At 68.9% G+C, this 21,056-nt stretch carries 18 protein-coding genes and 1 pseudogene; 9 read left to right on the forward strand and 10 right to left on the reverse strand.

Translation table 11 applies throughout. From position 1 onward, the window contains the following. The first annotated feature begins 132 nt into the window (after positions 1 to 132). Positions 133 to 429 carry a YcxB family protein gene (locus tag ACWDO5_RS24705; RefSeq protein WP_450532531.1) on the forward strand — a complete coding sequence of 99 codons (297 nt, stop codon included), beginning with the start codon at positions 133 to 135 and terminating at the stop codon, positions 427 to 429. A 146-nt stretch (positions 430 to 575) separates the two neighbouring features. On the opposite strand, the gene ACWDO5_RS24710 is transcribed toward ACWDO5_RS24705, so the two are convergent. After that, the gene (locus tag ACWDO5_RS24710) at positions 576 to 758 is read right to left on the reverse strand and encodes a hypothetical protein (RefSeq protein WP_450532532.1); all 183 of its coding nucleotides are present in this window, start codon (positions 756 to 758) and stop codon (positions 576 to 578) included. A 111-nt stretch (positions 759 to 869) separates the two neighbouring features. Next, complete coding sequence (locus ACWDO5_RS24715; RefSeq protein ID WP_450532558.1) at positions 870 to 3,290, reverse strand: transglycosylase domain-containing protein; 2,421 nt, start codon at positions 3,288 to 3,290, stop codon at positions 870 to 872. A gap of 794 nt (positions 3,291 to 4,084) precedes the next feature. On the opposite strand from ACWDO5_RS24715, the gene ACWDO5_RS24720 reads away from it, so the two are divergent. From ACWDO5_RS24720 to ACWDO5_RS24735, 4 genes are all read left to right on the forward strand, one after another. Then, positions 4,085 to 4,399, forward strand: a complete 315-nt coding sequence (locus ACWDO5_RS24720; protein WP_450532533.1) for a hypothetical protein — start codon at positions 4,085 to 4,087, stop codon at positions 4,397 to 4,399. A gap of 568 nt (positions 4,400 to 4,967) precedes the next feature. Continuing rightward, a complete protein-coding gene (locus ACWDO5_RS24725; protein ID WP_450532535.1) occupies positions 4,968 to 5,888 on the forward strand; it encodes an iron ABC transporter substrate-binding protein in 921 nt (306 codons plus the stop codon). Next, positions 5,885 to 7,531 (forward strand): ABC transporter permease, encoded by a 1,647-nt coding sequence (locus ACWDO5_RS24730; protein ID WP_450532536.1) that lies wholly within the window; start codon positions 5,885 to 5,887, stop codon positions 7,529 to 7,531. The genes ACWDO5_RS24725 and ACWDO5_RS24730 overlap by 4 nt, the downstream gene beginning before the upstream one ends. Next, positions 7,528 to 8,574, forward strand: coding sequence for an ABC transporter ATP-binding protein (locus tag ACWDO5_RS24735; RefSeq protein WP_450532538.1), 1,047 nt, complete (start codon positions 7,528 to 7,530; stop codon positions 8,572 to 8,574). Before ACWDO5_RS24730 ends, ACWDO5_RS24735 begins: the two co-directional genes overlap by 4 nt. An 11-nt stretch (positions 8,575 to 8,585) precedes the next feature. On the opposite strand, the gene ACWDO5_RS24740 is transcribed toward ACWDO5_RS24735, so the two are convergent. Continuing rightward, positions 8,586 to 8,741, reverse strand: a complete 156-nt coding sequence (locus ACWDO5_RS24740) for a hypothetical protein (RefSeq protein WP_450532539.1) — start codon at positions 8,739 to 8,741, stop codon at positions 8,586 to 8,588. A 335-nt stretch (positions 8,742 to 9,076) separates the two neighbouring features. On the opposite strand from ACWDO5_RS24740, the gene ACWDO5_RS24745 reads away from it, so the two are divergent. Genes ACWDO5_RS24745 through ACWDO5_RS24755 form a run of 3 tightly spaced genes read left to right on the forward strand, consistent with a single transcriptional unit; the run spans position 9,077 to position 9,990 of the window. Beyond that, positions 9,077 to 9,427 carry a hypothetical protein gene (locus ACWDO5_RS24745; RefSeq protein WP_450532540.1) on the forward strand — a complete coding sequence of 117 codons (351 nt, stop codon included), beginning with the start codon at positions 9,077 to 9,079 and terminating at the stop codon, positions 9,425 to 9,427. Positions 9,428 to 9,433: 6 nt separating this feature from the next. Beyond that, positions 9,434 to 9,760: a DUF6233 domain-containing protein gene (locus ACWDO5_RS24750; RefSeq protein WP_450532541.1), complete on the forward strand. Its 327-nt coding sequence runs from the start codon at positions 9,434 to 9,436 to the stop codon at positions 9,758 to 9,760. After that, positions 9,757 to 9,990 (forward strand): hypothetical protein, encoded by a 234-nt coding sequence (locus ACWDO5_RS24755; RefSeq protein WP_450532542.1) that lies wholly within the window; start codon positions 9,757 to 9,759, stop codon positions 9,988 to 9,990. The genes ACWDO5_RS24750 and ACWDO5_RS24755 overlap by 4 nt, the downstream gene beginning before the upstream one ends. A 280-nt stretch (positions 9,991 to 10,270) precedes the next feature. Here the strand turns inward: ACWDO5_RS24755 and dctA are convergent, their stop codons facing one another. The 3 genes from dctA to ACWDO5_RS24770 all read right to left on the reverse strand — a co-directional run bounded on the left by dctA (position 10,271) and on the right by ACWDO5_RS24770 (position 13,889). Next, the gene (dctA, locus tag ACWDO5_RS24760; RefSeq protein ID WP_450532543.1) at positions 10,271 to 11,632 is read right to left on the reverse strand and encodes a C4-dicarboxylate transporter DctA; all 1,362 of its coding nucleotides are present in this window, start codon (positions 11,630 to 11,632) and stop codon (positions 10,271 to 10,273) included. Positions 11,633 to 11,876: 244 nt separating this feature from the next. Continuing rightward, positions 11,877 to 12,932 carry a tartrate dehydrogenase gene (locus tag ACWDO5_RS24765; protein WP_450532544.1) on the reverse strand — a complete coding sequence of 352 codons (1,056 nt, stop codon included), beginning with the start codon at positions 12,930 to 12,932 and terminating at the stop codon, positions 11,877 to 11,879. Between the two features lie 72 nt (positions 12,933 to 13,004). After that, the gene (locus tag ACWDO5_RS24770) at positions 13,005 to 13,889 is read right to left on the reverse strand and encodes a LysR family transcriptional regulator (protein ID WP_450532545.1); all 885 of its coding nucleotides are present in this window, start codon (positions 13,887 to 13,889) and stop codon (positions 13,005 to 13,007) included. Here ACWDO5_RS24770 and ACWDO5_RS24775 point away from each other — a divergent pair. Continuing rightward, positions 13,890 to 13,976, forward strand: a pseudogene (locus tag ACWDO5_RS24775) (DNA-binding protein); the annotation flags it as partial. Between the two features lie 348 nt (positions 13,977 to 14,324). Here the strand turns inward: ACWDO5_RS24775 and ACWDO5_RS24780 are convergent. From ACWDO5_RS24780 to ACWDO5_RS24795, 4 genes are read right to left on the reverse strand one after another with little or no spacing between them, the layout of a single operon-like run. After that, entirely contained in the window at positions 14,325 to 14,933 is a 609-nt protein-coding gene (locus tag ACWDO5_RS24780; RefSeq protein ID WP_450532546.1) for a pentapeptide repeat-containing protein, read from the reverse strand. A gap of 51 nt (positions 14,934 to 14,984) precedes the next feature. Continuing rightward, complete coding sequence (locus ACWDO5_RS24785) at positions 14,985 to 19,721, reverse strand: putative T7SS-secreted protein (RefSeq protein WP_450532547.1); 4,737 nt, start codon at positions 19,719 to 19,721, stop codon at positions 14,985 to 14,987. A 3-nt stretch (positions 19,722 to 19,724) separates the two neighbouring features. Further along, positions 19,725 to 20,381: a hypothetical protein gene (locus ACWDO5_RS24790; RefSeq protein ID WP_450532548.1), complete on the reverse strand. Its 657-nt coding sequence runs from the start codon at positions 20,379 to 20,381 to the stop codon at positions 19,725 to 19,727. Continuing rightward, the gene (locus ACWDO5_RS24795; RefSeq protein ID WP_450532549.1) at positions 20,381 to 20,806 is read right to left on the reverse strand and encodes a hypothetical protein; all 426 of its coding nucleotides are present in this window, start codon (positions 20,804 to 20,806) and stop codon (positions 20,381 to 20,383) included. Before ACWDO5_RS24795 ends, ACWDO5_RS24790 begins: the two co-directional genes overlap by 1 nt. Between the last annotated feature and the right edge of the window lie 250 nt (positions 20,807 to 21,056).

A 21,056-nucleotide genomic window follows, 5' to 3' on the forward strand; every position in this document is an offset into this window, starting at 1 on the left:
CATCTACGAGGTGCCTTGCTGATTGTGCGTGATGGTTGTGTGGTAACTCCCATCTTCGCAGGTCAGCAGGCACCTCTCTTCATTTCTCTATCCACGGGACACGGGACAGTCGGTGGATCGAGGCTAAGAGCCTTGCACCAGATCCGCACCAGAAGGGTCCTTGTCGCCCTTCTGCCGGGCGGCCCGCACCAGCTGGTCCAGCCCGCGACGGTGACCGATGACGGGATCTCTGTAGCCACCGACCACTGCACGCTGACTCAGCGCTGGTCGCTGTTCCGCGGCTACCGGGGCACTCGCGATCACTTGGTCCTGCTCAGTCGGGACCCGAACATCCTGTGCCTCGAAGTACTGCCCAAGAGCGGTCTGCGGGCCGCGGAGGACGCCATCCGTCTCCAGGCGCTCCTCGACCGCCATCTCAACCGGGCCTGACATCGTCGACGGCGGAGCACAGGACGCCCCGAGACGCGGCACAGCCGCGCGGCTCTGCACCAAGAGGGTCAACGCTGCGGGCGAGGTGATCGCCTGAGTCGGCCTCCGAGGCTGCCCGGGTGGAGGCCGGCTCGAACCGGTGCCCGCTACAGCGGTATGTGGATGTCGAGGACGGGCCCTGTCGCGCGGGTGGGCGGCGCCTCCAGACTCTCCAGGACGTGGAGCATTGGTGCATTGACCGCGGCGAGCGACGCGGTCAGGGTGTGGTGGCCGGCCCGGCGGGCCACATCGGCCGCATGCGCGGCCAGAGGCTTGAGCGGACCCACCACGTTTCGGCACGCGGCCGCGCGCCGACCTGCTACCTCCTGTAGGACCCCGTAAGCGCGGGGGCGCGCCGGACCGCGGAAGTCCGGGGCGCCCACGCGCCAGTACGCGGCGCATCACCCGGTGGAGGGTGAGCCTCCCGGTTTCTTCTGTTTGGGGGTGGGCGTGGAGCCGCCGCCGGTGGGGCCGCCGACCAAGCCTCCCGTGCCACCGCCGGTGGACGAGGTGTCGGTGGGACTGGGCGTGGGGCTGGTGCAGCCGAACATGAGCGGGCTGCACGGCGTGACCGATGGACTGCTGCTCGCGCTCTGCCACGGGGCGACGGTCGGCGACGCCGGCGCGCTGCTGGGCGCGGGGGCGGGCGCGGACGGCGAGGGCAGGGGAGCCCCGTTCTCGCTGGTGCCCTGACCGAGCTGCGGCGCCGGCGGGAAGTCCTTGACCGGCGTTCCATGCAGCGCGGCCGTCATGTATCCCGTCCACACCTCGGTCGGCATGTCGGCACCGAAGACCTTGGCCATGCCGCCGACACCGCCCATCGACCGCAGGCCGGCGTTCTTCGGGTCCTCCTTGAACATCACGACCGAGGTGGACAGCTGCGGCGTGTAGCCGACGAACCAGGCGGACTTGTAGTTGTCTGTTGTACCGGTCTTGCCCGCCACCGGGCGGCCGAGCGCCTGCGCGTTGGCGCCCGTACCGGACTTGACGACGCCCTGCAGCACGTCGGTCACAGCAGCAGCCGTCTTGGAGGGTATGGCCTGGCCGCCCGTGGGCGCGGCGAACCCGGGCTGCTGGGTCCCGTCCTTGAGCACCTTCGTTACCGAGTACGGCTCGTGGTGGATCCCGCTGTTCGCGAACGTGCCGTAGGCGTCGGCCATCCGGATCGCGGACGGGGAGGAGGTGCCGATGTAGAAGCCTGCGGTGTCGTACTGCAGGCTGCTCCTGAGCAGCCCCGCCTGGAGGGCCTCGTTCTCGACGTTGCTGTAGCCGACGTACTCGCCGAGCTGCACGTACGGGGTGTTGATCGACTGCTCCATGGCCTTGCGGAGACTGATGGAACCCCACTGGGTCGGGGTGTCGTTCTGCTGGTGCAGGTAACCGGTCGGGTCGTTGCTGTCCGGTATGTAGTTGCCCTGCTGGTCCTTGATCTTGATGCCGTTGTTGCCGTTGAACTTGCTCGCCGGCGTGATCGGTGAGGGCGGCCGGCCGGGGGAGAGCACCGCGCCGTGGTCGATGGCGGCAGCCAGGTCGAACGGCTTGAACGTTGAGCCGCCGGGGACACCGACCGTGTTGGCGTTGTTGGTGAAGTGCTTCTTGTCGAGTCCGGGGCCACCGTAGAGGGCCACGATCCTGCCGCTTGTCGGATCCACGGAGGCGGCGCCGACCTGGACGTTCTGGTCGGCGGAACGGTGCTGCGGGTCGAGGTGCTGCTTGGCCATCTTGTCTACTGACGCCGCGAGTTCGTTCACCTTGTTCTTGTCGAACGTGGTGTAGATCTGGTATCCGCCGTTGTTGAACTGCTGGTCGTCAATGTTCAGGTGGGTCTTGACGTAGTCCTCGGCCGTCTGGACGAGATACCCGACCTGCCCGGTCATCGCCCCGTTCGTGCTCATGGCGACCGGTGTGGGGAACCCGGCGGCGATGTACTGCTGCTCCTGGGCGGCGCTGATCTGGTGGATGACTACCATGCGGTCCAGCACGTACCGCCAGCGGGCCGTGGCCGCCTGCTTCGCCTGCGGATCGCTGTCCGCGTTCATCAACACGCTGGGCTCGTTGACCGTCGAGGCCAGGAACGCGCCCTGGCTGACGTTGAGGTCCTTGGCGTGGACGTGGTAGTAGGCCTCGGCGGCGGCCTCGATGCCGTAGGCGCCGCGACCGTAGTAGTTGCTGTTGAGATAGCCCTGCAGGATCTCCTGCTTGCTCATCTTTGTGCCGATCTTCAGGGAGATCATGATCTCCCTGAACTTGCGGGTGACCGTCTGGCTCTGGTTGAGATACGAGTTCTTCACGAACTGCTGCGTGACGGTCGAGCCGGACTGGACCGCACCGCCCGACGCCATGTGGTAGACGGCCCGCAGGATGCCCTGCGGGTCGATACCGGGGTCGGTGTAGAAGGAGGCGTTCTCCGCCGCGAGGAAGTCCCACTGCACCTTGGCCGGCACGTCCGCCAACTGCACGTTCTGCCGGTTGACCTGGCCGACGCCGGCCATCACCGATCCGTCGGACCAGTAGAAGACGTTGGCCTGCAGCTGCGTACTCGGGTTGATGTCGGGTATCTGGGTGGTCGCGTAGGCGTAGCCCACCCCGGCCGTCAGGGTGCCGAAGAACATCACGAAGATGCCAAGCAGTTGCCGCCAGGACGGGATCCAGCGCCGCAGGCCGCGCCGATCGGCGCGGGGGTAGTTGATGAATCGTTTCGCGCCGGGCGGTGCCGACCTGCCGTCGCGCACGCCGGCGTGCCGCCGTCCGGCACCCGCCTTCTGGCGCCCTGCGCGTCGGCCGGCAGCCTGCGCCGCTCTGCGCATCTCGGCGCGCGTCATCCGCGCCTGCTCGCGCGCCGGGCCGGTGCCTTCCCGGCCCCGGCCGTCACGCCCGTCGTAGGTCGGCGAGGACCGCTGCGGTAGTCGCTCATGCTCTTTGCTGCCTTCCCTCTGCGCGCTGCCCCCCTTGGTCACACAGCCTGTAAAAGTGCGCAGCGGTCCCGCCGGTTCCCGACTGACCGTGTGAGCGATACCTCTTCCGGTCCCGTTGTTACGGAGGTTGTGGTCCATCACAATGCACTGCACCTGGTTGGTGCTCTCTGGGTGATCTTGGCGTCGCGCATCGTCCGCTCCGCCGCGTAGTCCCTGGTGCAGCCGTAGCCGCCGAGCGTGACGTCGCCGCCACGACGGTTTTCAAGAAGGGGTACCCGAGGCGGCAACTTGGCCTTGACCTGTGCCGATAGCCCTGCCTCACCGTCTCCGCCGGGGGACCGGACACGCCTGGTCCACCGCCACCGGTCTCGTGAGCCGTCACTGCCGCAAGGTCTGAACGGACGGGCGCACGCTCTCTTCGTCCCGAACGCGATACCGGGCCTGTTGACCTTCAGGCGACCAGGTCACGGCCGTGGCTCCCGGCTCCGAGTGTCAGCCATCGTCCACGGCAGGCAAGTCACATGTCGGGGTAGACGGCTCCCCCTTGGGCTCCCGCCAAAGGTCTTTAACGGCTGATTACGGGGTGTGAGGTTGACTCCGGTACGGGCGAGCAAGCCGCCGATGGGGTCGGGCCGGTACTGCATTCGTCCGAGCCGGGTCTTCACCAGGGCGGTGGAACGAGCGGATATGGAGGGCGAGGCGTGCGGAGCGTGGATACCGCAGGGCCTGAGTCCGGGACAGCCGCGCACATCGGCCGGATCGGCCGGTGGCCGCTGCGGTGGCACCACGCGCTGCTCTCGGCTTGGACGGCCTGCTGGTTCTTCGTGACCGAGCGCAACGGCGGCTTGTCGTGGCACTACCTCAAGACCGGTGAACAACTGCTGTTCGGCCAAGTGCCGGGCGGCGGCCTCGCCCTGTACGCCAACCACCCCGAACTGCAGATGGGCCCGGTCAGCTTCCTGGGCGCCGCACGCGGAGCCTGCGGAAGCACCAGCGTGTGCCGTCCGGGGTGGTGACCGAGAAGAACGGTTCCCGGCGTCCCAGCTGTAGTGCCGGGTGTCTGGCTTGCGTGAGAGATGGCGCTTTTGACGCGGAGGGACCCTGCCCTGCGGGTCATGCTCGTAGCGGGCCGAGCCCGGGCGGGCGGTGCGGGTCCCGGTGTACTTGCGGGGGCACTTCGACGGCGAACCCGGTCCCGGCGTCATCGACAAAATCGGAGTACAGCAACCACACCGGCCGAAGCCGGCCTTCGACGCACTCGACGAGCCGAGTGGCCAGCCGACAACGCACCGCAGCCCCCCCGACTGCGAAGCCGACCTGACGACCGCATATGGACCCGAGCGAGTTGCGGTGAGCATCGCGACCGTGAGCCGGGCAACAGGGGTGAAGGGTTTCAATCAGGGCGGATGCATTACTAAGGTGTAGCTAACCTAACTCGGCGGGCCACTAAACAGCCCCCACTGACTGACAAGGACGCTCATGCGCTGGTCAAGACGCCTGAAAGCAACTTGCCTTGGTTTGGCGGTCGCATCGACGGCGCTCGTTGGGTGTAGTGCCGGCGGCGCCCAGTCGGACAACGGAACGTTGACGCTGTACAACGCCCAGCACGAGGACCTGGTCCAGGCGATGGTGGACGGTTTCACCAAGGAGACCGGCATCAAGGTCAACATGCGGTCCGGGGACGACTCAGAGCTGGCGAACCAACTCGTCCAGGAAGGGACGGCGTCGCCGGCGGATGTGTTCCTGACGGAGAACTCGCCGGGCATGGACTTGGTGGACAGCAAGGGCGGGTTCGCAAAGGTCGACGACGCGGCCGTGGCATCGGTCCCCCGCCAGTTCGTCCCGTCGAGCGGCAACTGGGTGGGCTTCGCGGCCCGCTCGACGGTGCTGGCCTACAACTCCCGGCAGCTCAAGCCCGATGCGCTGCCCGCGTCGATCATGGATCTCGCCACGCCGCAGTGGAAAGGCAAGGTCGGCATCTCCCCAGGCGGTGCGGACTTCCAAGCCATAGTCAGTGCCGTGGTGACAGTGAAGGGTGAGGCCGCAGCAGCTCAGTGGCTTGCCGGCCTCAAGGCCAACGCCCAGATCTACCAGAGCAACACGGCGGTGATGAAGGCGGTCAACGCCGGCCAGATCCAAACGGGCGTGATCTACCACTACTACTGGTACAAGGACCAGGCGGAGTCCGGCGCCAACAGCGCGAACACCAAGCTCAAGTACTTCGGCAACAAGGATGCCGGTGCGTTCGTCAGCATCTCGGGCGCCGGCGTGCTGAAGTCGAGCAAGCACCAGGCGCAGGCCCAGCAGCTGGTGAAGTACCTGACCAGCAAGAAGGGCCAGCAGATCCTGGCCGACAGCACGGCCCTGGAATACCCGGTCGCCAGCGGAGTGCCTGCCAATCCGAAGCTCAAGCCGCTGAGTGAACTCGCGCCGCCGGACATCGACCCGGCGAAGCTCAACGGTCCTCAGGTAGTAAAGCTGATGCAGCAGGCAGGCCTTCTGTGAGCGCACCCACCAACACCCGTACCGTTCCCGTCGCCGGCACCGGCGGCGGGAACGGTGCCGGGAACGGTGACGGCCGCGGCGACGCGCCGGCTCGCACGCTGCGGGCGCGGGCGCGGGCAGTCCTGCGGTCCTACCCCCCGTTGCTGCTGGCGTCAGCCGTAGTGGTGGCGCTGATCGCGTTGATTCCGCTCGGCTTCGTGATCGGGTACACGATCAGTCTCGGATGGGCCGAGGCCGCGCCACTGGTATTCCGTCCCCGCACTGGCGAGCTGTTGTGGAACACCGCCCGACTGACGATCGGCTGCATGGTGTTCTGTGCGTTGATCGGCATCGGGGCCGCCTGGCTGGTCGAGCGGTCGACCCTGCCGGGTCGGCGCATCTGGAACGTGTTGCTGGTGGCACCGCTGGCCGTTCCCGCCTTCGTCAACAGCTACGGGTGGGTCTCGCTCGTGCCCTCGGCCAGCGGGTACGGCGGAGCGCTGCTCATCGTCACGCTGTCTTACTTCCCGCTGGTCTACCTGCCGGTGGCATCGTCGCTGCGTGGTCTGGATCCTGGGCTGGAGGAGACCGCACAGGGCCTTGGGTACGGCTCGATGCGGACCTTCCTGCGGGTGATCCTCCCTCAGCTCCGCCCCGCTCTGTTGGGCGGCCTGCTGTTGGTCGGACTCCACCTGCTCGCCGAGTTCGGGGCGTTGCAGTTGCTGCGTTTCCCCACCTTCACCACCGCCATCTACGACCAGTTCCGGTCGTCGTTCAACGGCCCGGCCGCCAACATACTGGCGGGAGTGCTGGCGGCGTGCTGCCTGGTGCTGCTGCTGGCCGAGCATCAGCTCCGTGGCCGAGCACGGTACTCACGGGTGGGCTCCGGGACGGCACGTCCGGCCCCGCGCGTCAGGCTTGGGATGTTCGCCGGTCCCGCACTGCTGGGCATGGGCGCCCTGATCCTGCTCGCGCTGGGCGTACCCCTGGGCAGCCTCGTGTTCTGGCTGACCACCGGCAGCTCACAGGACTTCCCCGTACAGAGCTTGATCGAGACGACCGCGAACTCGCTCGGCCTCGGCGCGGTCGCCGCGCTCATCACCACGGCGCTGGCCCTGCCGGTGGCGTGGTTGTCCGTGCGCCGCCGTGGCCGGTTCAGTCTCATCCTTGAGCGCAGCATGTACTTCGGCAACTCGCTGCCCGGCATCGTCGTCGCCCTGGCGCTGGTCACGATCGCCATCCGCTTCGCACAGCCGCTCTACCAGACGACGCCGCTGCTGCTCGCCGCCTACGCGATCCTGTTCATGCCGCGCGCCCTGGTGAGCGTGCGCTCCGCACTCACCCAGGTGCCCCCGGTCTTCGACGACGTCGCGCACGCGCTGGGTACCGGTGCGGTAAGCACCTTCCGCCGGGTCACCCTGCCCCTGATCGCGCCCGGTCTCGGCGCCGGCGCGGCACTGGTCTTCCTCGCCGTGGTCACCGAGTTGACCGCGACGCTGCTGCTCGCACCGATAGGCACCAACACGCTGGCCACTCAGTTCTGGAGCAACAGCTCCAGCGTCGCCTACGGGGCCAGCGCTCCGTACGCCGCACTCATGGTGCTCATTTCTGTGCCGGCCACCTACCTGCTCACCCGAGAAGCCAGAAGAGGATCTGCACGATGACCGCGCTGACTGTCCGGGAGGTCACCAAGTCCTTCGGTGCCACCCCGGTGCTGGGAGGAATCGATCTGCACGTGCCCCAGGAGAGCTTCACCGCCATCCTCGGACCTTCAGGCTGCGGCAAGACGACTCTGCTGCGACTGATCGCCGGCTTCGACCACCCGGACGACGGCACCATCTCCTTCGGCGACGACGTCGTGTTCGGCTCCGGACGCTCCATACCACCCCAGCGGCGACGGGTCGGCTTCGTCCCCCAGGAAGGTGCGCTGTTCCCGCACCTGACCGTAGCCGCCAACATCACCTTCGGCCTGGCGCGGCGCGATCGCGCCGCGCGGCACCGAAGCAGTGAGCTGCTCGAGTTGGTGGGCCTGGCCTCGTCGTTGGCCGATCGCTACCCGCACCAGCTCTCCGGTGGGCAGCAACAACGTGTCGCGCTGGCCCGAGCGCTGGCGCCGCGACCGTCGATCGTGTTGCTCGACGAGCCGTTCTCCTCGCTCGACGCGGGGCTTCGCGACGGAACCCGGCGTGCGGTGGCCCAGGCTCTACGCGCGGCGGCGGCCACCGCCGTCCTGGTCACTCACGATCAGGCCGAGGCTCTGTCGCTGGCCGACCAGGTGGCCGTGATGAGGAACGGACACCTGGTGCAGCTCGACAGCCCATCCGCCGTGTACCGCCATCCGTCCGACACCGGCGTTGCCACCTTTGTCGGCGAGGCGGTATTGCTTCCCGCACGAGTTCACGATGGGCAGGCCGAGTGCGCGCTGGGCCGGATCCCGGTCCGAAAGTCGGCGGACGAGGGTGCCGCACAGGTCCTCATCCGTCCCGAGCAGATCCAACTGCATCCCCGCTCGGACACCGCCGGCGTGGAGGCACGCGTCGCCGACATCAGCTACTTCGGCCACGACGCCGCCGTACGCCTCGACCTGCTGCCCTCCGGGCCGGCAGTCACTGCCCGCGTCGCCGGCCACGACCTACCGAGCCCGGGCGCACTGGTTCGGCTGACAGTCACCGGCAACGGCGAGGCCTACCCGGAAACTGTGAAGTAAGGGCTGGGCGATCAACACCCGTGGGGATGTCGCCCCGCTACGATCGCGGCTCGGTAGCGCGACAACCGGTCGAAGTCCCCTGCGTTCCCCATGAACTCCTCCAGCCAAGTCCAGTCTTCCCGGATCTCGGACTCCGGCATGGTGCGCAGCTGCATCTCGATGCTCATGCAGCGCATTCTGGCCGAGGCCACCGACAACGCCACGCCCACCATCTGGCGCAGAAGTCCGTATTGGGCGCGGCTGTGCCTTTGGGCGGGAAGCAGGCTGTGGGCCGGGGCGAGCCAGGGTCACCGCACGCGGCGATCACGCATCGGCGACCGGTAGAGCAACTCGACGAACACGATTCGGCCGTCCACGACGTCGAGTATCGGCATGCCGTCCGACGGTGAGAGCGACACGCAGCGCTGCCCGCGGCCATACGGCTCCCCTTGCGGATGCGGCTCGTGCGAAAGCCGGCGCGCGGTGCTCGCATCTTGAAATCGAACAGACATACCATTCTGGTGTGGCTGAAACGTACGACTTCCCCGACGACCTCCGCGCCGCACAACTCGACCTGCACCGGACGCGTGCTGAGTACGCCGCGCTGTGTCGGGCCTTGCCCTGGTCGGTGGCCCCGGAGCCCGGCTGGACGAGCGATAAGCACGTCCTCGGCGACCGGATCGTGTCCTTTCCCGACAGCCCGGGCTACACCACGGAGCAGGCAGCGGAGGTAGAGCGGTTGCGCCGGCGGCTGCTCGATCTGTCGGTCACGGTGAGCACGCATCCGTACTGGGCGAGCCTGACGGCGGACGTGGTCGATGCGCGGATGGCACTCAAGCACGCCCATGAGCAGGCCGAGGACAAGGCGGCGTAACCCGTCATGGCCGAGCGCCCACCGTCCCGCCTGGAGCTCCTGCGCTTCCTGGAGCGGGTCCAGCTTCAACAGCTCCAGCAGACAAGACGCTGGCTGGAGCAAGAGGAGGACCGAACCATGCGCGCTGCCCACGTCCCGCCGCCACCGCCGGACTGGAAGATCGAGATGAGCCGTGGCGGGCGCCATGCCATTGCCGTCCATGCCGGGGACTGCGCCCACGGCGGCGCGCCGCGGGCCAAGCCGATCAGCCGCGCGCAGGCACTCGCCGCCCTCGCCGCGCACGTCGAACCCTGCACGATCTGCCGCCCCGACCGAGACCTCGGCACGCTGTGACCGGCCACCCGTCCGCACCGATCGTCGTGCACCGGATCTCCGCAACCGTCGGCCGGCGAGTCACCGTGCGGGACCAGATCATGGGCCTGGCCCACTCCGACCGGGACCTGCTGGAGTTCCTCCGCCAAGCGGGCCTGTCCGACGCCGAGGAGCTCCTGGACGACCCGACTTGGGTCAAATGGGCAGGCGGCAGGGCGCACGAGTACAAGCCGGATGATCCTCCGAGCTGAGCGCCGCCCACCCTTGGCCCACTCGAAGCCCGGCGCCGGCGGACTGACCGGGACTTGCCGGGGCGCCGTCCACCTCGCGCGCGGGCTGGAAGCCGTCGACGCCGACGGGTTGGGGGTCAGTGGCGCGCCATCCGTCCTCGTGGTGGGTGGCCGAGGCGGCCTGACGTGCGTGTGTGGGCCCGGCCGGCGAAGTCCGGCCGGGCCCACACGTGTGCGTACGCATCGGGCGTACGGCTCGCCCGGGCCGGTTGACGCGACTGAGGCCCGGGACGTCTCTTGGTCAGGCCTTGGCGAGTACGGGAGCCGTCTCGGTGTCGGGTTGGGCGGGCGTTTCCGGCTCGGGGGCACCGGTGGTGAGGACGCGGTTGACGCGGGCGGTGTCGAGTGCGCCTTCCCAGCGGGCGACGACGAGCGTCGCGACGCTGTTGCCGACGAGGTTGGTCAGGGCACGGCACTCGGACATGAACTTGTCGATGCCGAAGATCAGCATGATGCCCGCGGCGGGCACGGTGCCGACCGTGGTGAGGGTGGCGGCCAGGGCGATGAAGCCCGCGCCGGTTATGCCGCCGGAGCCCTTGGAGGTCAGGATCATCACGGCGAGCAGACCGAGTTGTTGGCCGATGCTCAGCGGAGTGTCGGTGGCCTGGGCGATGTAGACGGCGGCCAGCGAGAGGTAGATGGAGCTGCCGTCGAGGTTGAAGGAGTAGCCGGTGGGAATGGTGAGGCCCACGATGTCCCGGCGTACGCCGAGTCCTTCGAGCTTGGCCATCAGCCGGGGCAGCGCGCTCTCCGAGGAGGAGGTGCCGAGGACGAGAAGGAACTCCTCGCGCAGATGCCGCAGCAGCCGGAAGATGTTGATCCTGAGGAAGGCCAGCACGCCGCCGAGCACCACCACGACGAAGAAGAGCGACGTGCCGTAGAAGAGCCCGATCAGCTGGCCGAGGCTGGTGAGGGTGGAGATGCCGTACTTGCCGATGGTGAAGGCCATCGCACCGAACGCGCCGACCGGGGCGGCCAGCATGATGTAGTGCAGAACCTTGAAGACCACGGCGCTGAGGCGGTTGACGCCCTCGACGATGGGCTGGCCGACCGGCCCCACGGCTTTGAGCGCGATGCCGAACAGCACCGAGAAGAAGATGACCTGGAGGATGTTGCCTTCGGCGAAGGCGCCCACCGCGCTCGAGGGCACGATGTCGGTGAGGAAGTGCCACCAGCTCTGGCCCTCGCCGTCCTTGACGTACTGGGCGGCATCGCCCGCCAGGTGCAGTTCGCCGGGCTGTGCGTGCACTCCGGCGCCAGGCTGGAAGACGTTGACGGCGACCAGTCCGATGATCAGGGCGACCAGGGTGCCGGCCTGGAAGTAGACCAGGGATTTGAGGCCGACCCTGCCGACCCGGCGCAGGCTGTCGACGCCGCCGATACCGGCCACGATCGTCAGGAAGACGATCGGTGTGATGAGCATCTTGATGGCGGCGACGAAGGTCGTACCGACCGGCTCCAGAGCGACGCCGGCGGAAGGCCACAGCCAGCCGGTCAGAACACCGGACACGATGGCGGTCAGGACCCAGAAGTACAGCTGCTTGTACCAGGGCTTCGGCTTGGCGGGGCTCGTACCGGGGGCGGGGGACGCGGGTGCTGCCATGACGCTTCTCCTCGTTGAGGAACGTGGACGCGGCCGGGGCGCGGGGGCGTGGGGACCGGTGAGGGCGGGCGCGGCTCGGGCGCGGACGGAGCGGGTGTTGGGGGTGTGGCGCCTGACGGATGGGGGGCCGGGCGGATGTGGCGCCTGACGGATGGGGGGCCGGGCGGATGTGGGGCCGGGCGGCCTGACGGGCGCGGGGCCGGGGCGGCGTCGTTCGTGCCGCCCCGGCCTCACGGGGAAGCGCTCAGAGCAGTTCGAGCAGCTTCCCGGTGAACTCGGCAGTCGTGGCACTGCCGCCGAGGTCAGCGGTGCGTACGTCGGTCTTGGCCAGCACCGCGGCGATGGCGTCGGTGACGTCCTTGGCCGCCTCGGGGTGGCCGAGGTGGTCGAGCATCATCGCCGCCGACCAGATCGCACCAAGCGGATTGGCGATGCCGCGGCCCGCGATGTCGGGCGCGGAGCCGTGCACCGGCTCGAACATCGAGGGGAACTCGCGCTCCGGGTTGAGGTTGGCGGCCGGTGCGATGCCGATGGCACCCGCCACGGCGGCGGCCAGGTCGCTGAGGATGTCGCCGAAGAGGTTGGAGGCGACGACCACGTCGAAGCGGGCCGGGTCGAGCACGAACTTTGCGACCAGCGCGTCGATGTGCTCCTGGTCCCAGGCGACCTGGGGGTGGGCGGCACCGCGCTCGGCAACCAGCTCGTCCCAGAACGGCATGGTGTGCACGATGCCGTTGGACTTGGTGGCCGAGGTGAGCTTTCCGTCACGCTGCGCGGCGAGTTCGAAGGCATAGTCGAGGACGCGGGTCACGCCGGCACGGGTGAACACGGCCTCCTGCACGGCCGCCTCCTCGGGGAATCCCCGGTTGAGACGGCCGCCGATCTCGCTGTACTCGCCCTCGACGTTCTCTCGTACGACGACGAAGTCGACCTCGCCCGCGGCCGCGGCGCGCAGCGGGCTGTCGACTCCCTCGAAGACCCGGATCGGCCGCAGATTGACGTACTGGCGGAAGCCGCGGCGGATCGGGATCAGCAGCCCCCACAGCGAGACATGGTCCGGGACGCCCGGGTAGCCGACCGCGCCGAGCAGTATCGCGTCCTTGTCGCGCAGCTGGTCGAGCCCGTCCTCGGGCATCATCGCGCCCTCCCGGACGTAACGCTCGCAGGACCAGTCGTACGAGGTGTACGAGAAGCCGAAGCCGTGGCGGGCGCCCACGGCGTCCAGGACCTGCCGGGCGGGAGGCAGCACCTCGGCTCCGATGCCGTCGCCGGGGATCAGTGCGATGTGGTGGTTCGTCATGGACCGATTGCAGCAATCAGGCCACGGGGCCGTCCAAGACGCAGTTGCGATATGGCTTATAAGCCACGCCTATCAGCGGGGCTCGACCTCTCGTGCGCAGGTCACGAACGCCTGGGCGGCCGGAGACAGTTCAGCGCGGCGGCTGACCAAGGCGATACGGAGGGTGGTCTTTGGCTCGATTTCAAGGACGAGGGCTCCGGCACGCTCGGCCATCGTGCGCCAGGACTCGGTGACCACGGCGAGCCCGACCCCCGCCAGCACCAGAGGGAGGAGCGCCACCCGGTGCTCGGTCTCGGCGGCGACCGTGAAACGAATGCCGCCTTCGCGCAGCCCGTCGACGTACGCGCGCATCCCGGTGCCCCGCTGCCCGACGATCAGCCGATGCCCGGCCAGCTCCTCGCAGCCGACCGGTCGGCCGGCGGGGAACGGTCCGTCGGGCGGAGTGACCAGAACGAAGCGCTGTTCGCCGTACGGGTGGGAGACCACCTCCTTGTCGGGAAGCGGATCGGAGGTGGCCAGGAGACCCAGCTCGGTGACACCGGTGCGGACCATGTCGATGACGTCCCGAGAGGTGAAGGCGGCCCGGATGGCCACGGACACCCCCGGATAGCGGCCGCTGAACACCCGGATCATCGAGGTCAGCGGCTCCACCGCCTGCGACGGCATCGCGGCGACATCCAGCCGCCCCTCGCGCAGCTCGTGCACGGCGGCGACGCCGGCCCGGGCGGTCTCCAGACTGCGTACGGCCGCACGGGCGGGTTCGATCAGCGCTTTTCCGGCCTCCGTGAGCACGGCCCGACGGCCGATGCGGTGGAACAGGTCGCTGCCCAGGTCGCGCTCCAGCGCCTGGACGGCCTGGGACAGCGACGGCTGGGAGACGTACAGGGCGGACGCCGCCCGGTTGAACCCGTCGTGATCCACGATGGCGAGGAAGTACTCCAGCTGCCGGATGTCCATGCCCCGATTCTCGTCGAAGTCGTACACCCACGGATCAACCGGCCGGCCCTCGAGCGGACCCTGTCGCGCGTCGTCGAGCCGGTCACCGTAGCGGGCGGTCGAGCAGAGGTGCCGCGGATCGGTGAGCATGCGGTAGACGAACTCCGCGGTCGAGCCGTCGAAACGGTCCCAGTCAGCGGGACCGACACCCATGACGAGGATGGGGCCACTTGTCGGGCTCGGGGCCCTCGGTGAGCCAGTAGAACGAGGTTTCCTGCTCGGTGCTCGCCCACTGCAACAGCCCGCCCGGCGACGGATACAGCCGGTACGAATCCCATGAACCGTCGCCGTCCACCTCGGCCCACCGAGCCCAGGACTCATTGAGCTCCACGAGAAAGCCCCAAGCCAGCGGCCCGGGGCTTTGCCGTTGTCCGGGCCCGTCCAAGCGGGCTGGGCTCAGGGCCGCAAGGATCCACGGTGTGCCCCCTCCAGGCGGGCATTGGTCATCACCGCTCCGTCGGTCCTCGCCGCGATCAGCACGGCGGACGACAGGTCCGCGTCCGACAGGTCCGCGTCCGTGAGGTCGGCCGCGATGAGCTTGGCGCGGCGCAGTGACGCGCCGCGCAAGGTTGTGCGGACCAGGCGGGCGCGGGACAGCACGGAATCGTCGGCCTGGGCGCCGCTGAGGTCGGCCGCCGTGAGGTCGCAGAGACCGCCGTTCACCCGCGTCAGCAATGCGTTCACGAGGTTCGCTTCGCTCAGGTCCGCGCCGGTCAGCGATGCGTCGGAGAGGTCACAGCCGCTCAGGGAGCAGCCTCGCAGGTCCGCGTAGCCGAAGTAGACACCCTTCAGGTCCGCCCCCGCGAGGTCTGCCCCCGCCAGAGGGATGCCTCCCAGGTCATTCTCGGTGCCCCATGGCTGCGACCACTCCCGCAGCATGCCGCGCCAGTCTCCGCCATGTACCAGGGCTTCACGGAGCGCGGCGAGAATGGACGCGTTCTCCGGCCGGGTCCACCGGTCCCGCAACTCGATCGCGTGGCTGTTCTCGTCCGGTGAGGTGGTCATCGCCTGGCGTTCCGTTTCTGCGCATCCCCAGATCCGCTGAGGGCGGCCTGGTCACCGTTGACCGATCTGGTGGAGGAATCCCTTCACACGGTCGAGGTGGTAGACGGTCTCATCGTGCTTCTTCAGCAGGACTTCCAGGCCCCGTTCGGTCATTCCGTCCGGAAGCCGTTCCATCTCCTTCCACAGTATTTTACGTACGTTCTCAAGCCCTTGCTTCGCCTCGGTGAGGTCGTTGACGTGGTCGTACGGCGTTCCGTCCGGCTTGCGCGCCACCACTTCGCCCCCCGCCTCCCGTCTGGCCGCCGAGTAGTGATTGTGGTTCGGCTCGGAGTTGATGCGCCCGATCGGATCCGCCTTGAGGTTCTCCAGCTTGTTGATCGCGTTCAGCGCCTCGTTGCTGAGGCCCAGGCCCCGATAGGGCGACAGCCCCAGCGGGTCGGACCAGGTAAATGGATTGTGGACGTAGGCGGCCGGGTTGGGTGCCGGGGACAGGCCGAGCGGGTCGGGGGTGAGGTATCGGGCGGTTTCGGGGTCGTACTGCCGGAAGTAGTTGTAGTGAAGGCCGGTTTCGGGGTCGTAGTACTGACCGGGAAACCGCAAGGGGGTGTAGGCCGTGCTGGTCCTGGTCCAGGTGGTGGTGCCCCAGAGCGTGGCGCGGGTGTGCCAGGCCAGTTCGCCCGATTCGGCGACGAGTTCGGTGGGGGTGCCGACGATGTCCGTGGCAATGGCGAAGAAGCGTTCGTCGATCGCCTGTTGAGAGGCATCCGCACTGAGGACACGCTCGGTCTGAGCGAGTGGTTGCAGACCCCGGTGGTCCCAGGTCAGGGTGACGGGACGGGGGAGTTCGGGGGCCGTGGTGGTCTGTTCGCACAGCGTCGAGCCGTCCCAGGTGAACAGCACCTCCTCGACCACGGTCTCGCCGTCGTCGGCCAGGCGTTGTTTGGCGGTGCGGCGGCCCAGCGGGTCGTACCGGTAGCGCCAACGCGTCCCGTCGGGGGTGGTGACGGCCGTGAGCCGATCCTCGGCGTCCCACGCGTAGCGCCAGGTGTCGGCTTTCCGCGACAGCCGGGTCTTCTGGCGCAGAGTGATACGGCCGCCGTGGTCGTGTTCGTAACGCACCGCTCCGGCACGGGTGATGGTGGTGCCGTCGTAGCTGCGGGGTCCGGTCGCTTCGTGGCCGGGGTGGCTGGAAGGCCAGGATGCCGAGGTCTGGTTTCCGGCCGCGTCGTAGGCGTACGTCTCCGTCCAGCCCGCGGCCGTCACCGCCGTCACCCGGCCCGCCTGGTCGAGGTCGAAGCGGAAGGAGCCGCGGAGGGTGTCGTCGAGTGCGGTGAGGTGGCCGTCGGCACGGTAGGTGTAGGCACGCCGGTTGATGGTGCGGGTGCCGGTGGTGAGGTGCTGGGTGGCCAGGCGGCCGGTCTCGTCCCAGGTCGATGCCATGGCCAGGGTGTCGCCGAAGACGCGTTGCACCTCGCGTCCTGCCGCATCATGAGTGAAGGCGATGCGATGGGTACCGCTGGTCAGATGCGTGGGGCGGCCGGCCGCGTCATAGCCGTAGGTGGTGACCCGGCCCGTGGGGGTGACGCGGCGGACTCGGCGCCCCACGGGATCGTAGGTGTACGTCGTGGGGCGGCCGTCGACGAGCTCGGTCTTGATGTGGCCGCGGCGGTCGTACTGCTGGATCAGCTCGCTGTCCGGGCCGGCGGCCTGGAGCATCCGTCCCGCGCGGTCGTAGGTGTAGGTGGTGACGGCGCCTGCCACGTCTTTGCTGATCAGCTGGCCGAGCGGGTCGCGCCCGTAGGAGATCGTCTCGCCGAGCGGGTTCGTACGGGCTGTGATCTGCCCGACCGCATCGAGGGCGTAGGTGAGGGTACGCCCGTCGAAGTCGGTCTCGGACACCAGTCGGCCGGCCGGGTCGTAGCTGTAGGACCAGGTGAGACCTTGCGGGTTGGTGACCTTGGTGAGGCGCAGCGCGGCATCGTGCTCGAAGTCGTGGCGCACTCCGTCCGGGCCGATACGGGCCGCCAGCAGGTCGAAGTGGGTGTACTCGAAGCGCGTTGTCCGGCCCGTCGCGTCGGTGTGGTCGGTGCAGTTCCCCTCGCCGTCGTACGTCCAGGACTCGGTGCTGCCGTCCGGGCGGGTGCGCCTGGCCAATTCGCCATCAGTGGTCCACTCGAGGGTGGTGACCGCGCCGAGGGGGTCCGTGATGCGTACGAGCCGGCCGAAGGCGTCGCGCTCGCACCGCGTGGTGCCCCCCATAGGGGTCTCCCCGCCGAAGGCAGGGGAAGGGTCGGTGACCTCCAGCGGCAGTCCGGCCGGGTCGCAGCGGAACGTGGTCACGGCGCCGAGCGCGTCGGTGGAGGAGACGAGATGCCCCCGGGTGTCGTACGCGTACCGGGTGGTGTGGCCGGCGGGGTCCGTGACCGAGGTGCGGTTGCCCCGGTCGTCGAACTCCTGGTGCCAGCGCGCCCCGTCCGGGGCGGTGAACTCCACCGGCAGGCCTCGTCCGTCGCGGACTGTACTGATCCGGCTGCCGTCGGCACGGACGACCGCGAGGAGCCTGCCCTCCTCGTCGTATGCGAAGGCGGTGGTACGGCCGAGGGCATCGGTACGGGTCAGTTGGTTTCCGCGCGAGTCATGGGTGAAGCGGGTGGTGTGGCCGAGCGGATCGGTGGTGGCCAGGACCTGGCAACCGTCACCGATGAGATGGCGGGTGGTGCGGCCGTCGGCGGTGGTCAGCTTGGTCACCCGGTGGCCGGTGGCAGGGTCGGGGAGGCTGTAGGAGATGGTGAGTTGGACGTGGCCCGCCTGGCCACCCTCGCCGATCACCCGGTCACTGTCGTCGTAGGCGTAGTCGTAGCGGCTGTCGTTGGAGTCGATCCAGGCGATCACCCGGCGGCGGTCGTCGTACAGGAAGGTCAGGACGGCGCCCGAGGGTTTGGTGACGGTGGTGAGGTTGCCGTCCGTGTAGCCGTAGCCGACGAGTTGTTGCTCGGTGCCGTCGGAGTGCACCAGGGACAGGCGGGTCGCACGGCCGTCCGCCGTGTCCAGTCTCAGGTGGTAGCCCGCCGAGTGGACGAGGGCGAGGGGGATGCCGTCCTCGGTGCGGTCGATGGTGATGGTGTGGCCGTTGCGGTCGCTGATCTGGGTCAGCCAGGCGTCGCCGTCGCCACCTGGTTCGGCCCCTGTTGGTGCGGCAAAGTGCCGTATCAGGCCGCTGTCCGGGTCGGTGAGGGTGTAGTCGCCGGTCTCGTCGCGGGTGAGCAGACGGCGGACCGTACCGGACTCGGGAAGGGTGGGGAGTCCGGGCACGGGGTGGGGGTAGGTGAGCAGGAGGCCGTCGTCGGTGACGTGGATGACGCCGTTGGCGTCGATCTCCAGGCGTTCGTCGACGGTGGAGGACCAGGACGGTCCGAAGAGGCGCCCGGCGGTGTAACCGGACTCGACCCGGCGGGTGAAGGCCAGCGGCAGCGTGCCGGGGAGGATCGCGTCGGTCTGAGGCAGGAACATACGGCCCGAGGCGAGGTCCACCGGGTCGGTCTCGTCGACCAGGCGGTGGCCGTCGGGGCGGTTGTGGGTGCCGTTGGGGGCGTCGTCGATCAGCCTGCGGGCCCGGTTGGCGTCCGAGGCCAGGTCCGCCCCTTCTGCGGCGACTCGAACTCCCTTGACTGCCGCTCCGCCGCCGCCGGTGGCGGCGGTCAGCACCAGGTCCGGCACGAGCCGGCCGAAGCCCTCGGCGGGGTCCTTCATGAAGTTGTCGAGCATCTGCTTGCCCGCGCCCCACGGGTCGTTGGCCACCTGGACCAGTCCGGCGGCCAGGTTGTTCAGGCTGGTGAGGTACTCCGCGGGGTGCGTGATGTTGTACGGGTCCGTGGGGTTGATGCTGCGGACGAAGGTGACCAGACCAGCAGTGCCCTTGACGATGCCCGCCCCGAAGTGGGTCTGCATCACCTGGTATTCAGCCAGGCCGTCCATGGCCTGTTCGGCGTACGACGGCTTGGGCGGGGCGGTGTCGCGGGCGGCGCGCACAGCGTTGCGCGCGGTCTCCGCAGCCGCGTTGCGCTGCTTGCGGGCTTCGGCGAGGATCTCCTGGGCTTCCTCCATCTGTGCCTTGCCCGGATCGCTGAACGCGCCCGGTTTCGGCGGCAGAGAGGACGGGTTTCGCTGGTCGGCCGGCTGGGCGTTGTAGCGGTCGGCGGCGTTGTTGTAGGCGTCGACCTTCTTGTTGTGCGCGTCCCTCGCGTCCTCGGACGCCTTGGTGCCGGCCTTCCACTTCTCGATGGCGGCCTGTGCCCGTCCCTGCGCCCAGTCCACCGTCAACGCGAAACTCGCCAGTGCGTTCGCGGCCTTCCCGAATGCGTCCGCGCCCTTGAACCACTTCGGCGGCTCGATCGCCACCGTCTCCCGGAACGCGTCCGCCGCCTGGCCCTTGATCGCGGACGAGTCCAGCCCCTTCAGCCCTTGGCCCACCAGCTCGAACGACCGCTGGAGATCCCGTAGATGCGAGCCGGTCGCGCGCAGCTTGGACGGGCTGCCGTAGATGAGCTTCGTCTTGTCCTCGGTCTGCCCGAGGTCCATCTCGTCGACCTCGGCGCCCATCCGGTTCGCCAGCGAACGGGACTGCTCACGCACCCAGTCCGCGCCGGACTCCCAGCCGACGTCCTCCAGCCGGTCCGCGGTCCAGTCACCGGCATCCTCGACCCGGTTGCCGACCCACTCCGTGCCGTCCTCAACGGCATCCTCAACGACATCAGGCGTGATGTCGCTGACGAAATCACCTATGCCCACGGCTCAGTTCCCCCCGGTACCCGGCTGCTGCTGTTGCTGCTGGGCCGCGCGTTCCTCGGGCGACGGCCCGAACGTGTCGTCCACCGCCCGGTCGAACGCCTCCTGGTCGACACCGACGAGGTCGTTCAGCGCGCTCGTACGCTGACCGCCCATGCCCTCGGTCATCAACGCCCGGCCGGTGTCCTTCCAGGTCTGCCCGGCCTCGTCCCCCGCCCGCTGAAACGACTCCGCGCTGTAGTCCGGGTCCAGATAGTCCGGGGTGAACACCTCCCCCCAGTTCTGCTTGACGACCTCGTCCTCGGAAGCGTGCGGATTGCCGACGGCAGCGTTCACGGCGACCTTGAACGTCCCCTGGACGTACTGGTCCTCCTCCCAGACCAGCCCCGCCGCCAAGCCCAGCTTCGCCGCGATGGCGTTGGCGTCCTGGATCAACGCCCGCACCCCCCACTCCCAGCGCTCGCAGTAGTCCTCGAAGTCCACCGACAACCCGTGGTGCCCGGCCTCCATGCCGGTCATCGCCAGCTCCGAGAACCCCTTGCCCAGCACCGCCCCGGTACCGGTGCCGACATCCCGCAACTCGGACACCGCGGTCCGCAGGCCGTTGGTGATCCGCTGGACGCTCTCCCGGTCGACCCTCAGATCCTCAGCGCCGCCACCCATCAGCCCCGCCCTCCATGCAGCTCGTCGGCATCGACCGCGACCGCATCAGGCACGATGCCCACCACCGGCGGAAAGACCATCGACCCGTCTGGGTCGGCGATGTTGATCGCCACCCCGGCCGGGACCCCCATCGCCGGGATGATCTCGTCCAGCAGCCGCGCCCCCCGCACCTCGGCAAACTCCCACGACCGGCCCGTCTCCCGCCCACCCCCGCCATCCCGCGCCCGCGCGAACCGGGCCAGCGCCTCCTCGTCCGTGAACCCGCAGACCCACCGCACCCCACCCAGCTCCGCCGTCCACAACCCCCCACCGTCGAAGGGCACGAGGACGAGGGTCCGCCGCAACTCCCCCACCAACGCCCGAGGATCACCCACACCAGCCCGCCGCTCGGCAATCCGCTCCGCAAGTGCCGTACCGTCGCTCACCCGACGCTCCCCTCAGACGGCTACAGGTTCCCCATCCTGCGTACGTGGGACACCACGTACTCCTGAGACCGAGCGGTTCCCGCGGCGACGGGTTGCCGGTAGCCGGGGTCGTTCCCCCAGCGCCCGCACCCGGTCCGGGAGACGGTCGAACGGTCATCATGCCTCTCACCGTATGGGCAGCTTCGCCCCTGGCGCATACGACCACGGGAGTATGTGCCTCCGGGAACCGCCGCACCCCCGCGCGTCGTTC

Source organism: Streptomyces sp. NPDC000880, assembly GCF_053599675.1.

What these genes read in the sequence shown, in the direction of transcription:
- ACWDO5_RS24715 (WP_450532558.1), bottom strand. Translation starts at nt 3,290, where the DNA reads ATGACGCGCGCCGAGATGCGCAGAGCGGCGCAGGCTGCCGGCCGACGC.
- ACWDO5_RS24735 (WP_450532538.1), top strand. Translation starts at nt 7,528, where the DNA reads ATGACCGCGCTGACTGTCCGGGAGGTCACCAAGTCCTTCGGTGCCACC.
- ACWDO5_RS24740 (WP_450532539.1), bottom strand. Translation starts at nt 8,741, where the DNA reads ATGAGCATCGAGATGCAGCTGCGCACCATGCCGGAGTCCGAGATCCGG.
- ACWDO5_RS24750 (WP_450532541.1), top strand. Translation starts at nt 9,434, where the DNA reads ATGGCCGAGCGCCCACCGTCCCGCCTGGAGCTCCTGCGCTTCCTGGAG.
- dctA (WP_450532543.1), bottom strand. Translation starts at nt 11,632, where the DNA reads ATGGCAGCACCCGCGTCCCCCGCCCCCGGTACGAGCCCCGCCAAGCCG.
- ACWDO5_RS24765 (WP_450532544.1), bottom strand. Translation starts at nt 12,932, where the DNA reads ATGACGAACCACCACATCGCACTGATCCCCGGCGACGGCATCGGAGCC.
- ACWDO5_RS24770 (WP_450532545.1), bottom strand. Translation starts at nt 13,889, where the DNA reads ATGGACATCCGGCAGCTGGAGTACTTCCTCGCCATCGTGGATCACGAC.
- ACWDO5_RS24780 (WP_450532546.1), bottom strand. Translation starts at nt 14,933, where the DNA reads ATGACCACCTCACCGGACGAGAACAGCCACGCGATCGAGTTGCGGGAC.
- ACWDO5_RS24790 (WP_450532548.1), bottom strand. Translation starts at nt 20,381, where the DNA reads ATGGGTGGCGGCGCTGAGGATCTGAGGGTCGACCGGGAGAGCGTCCAG.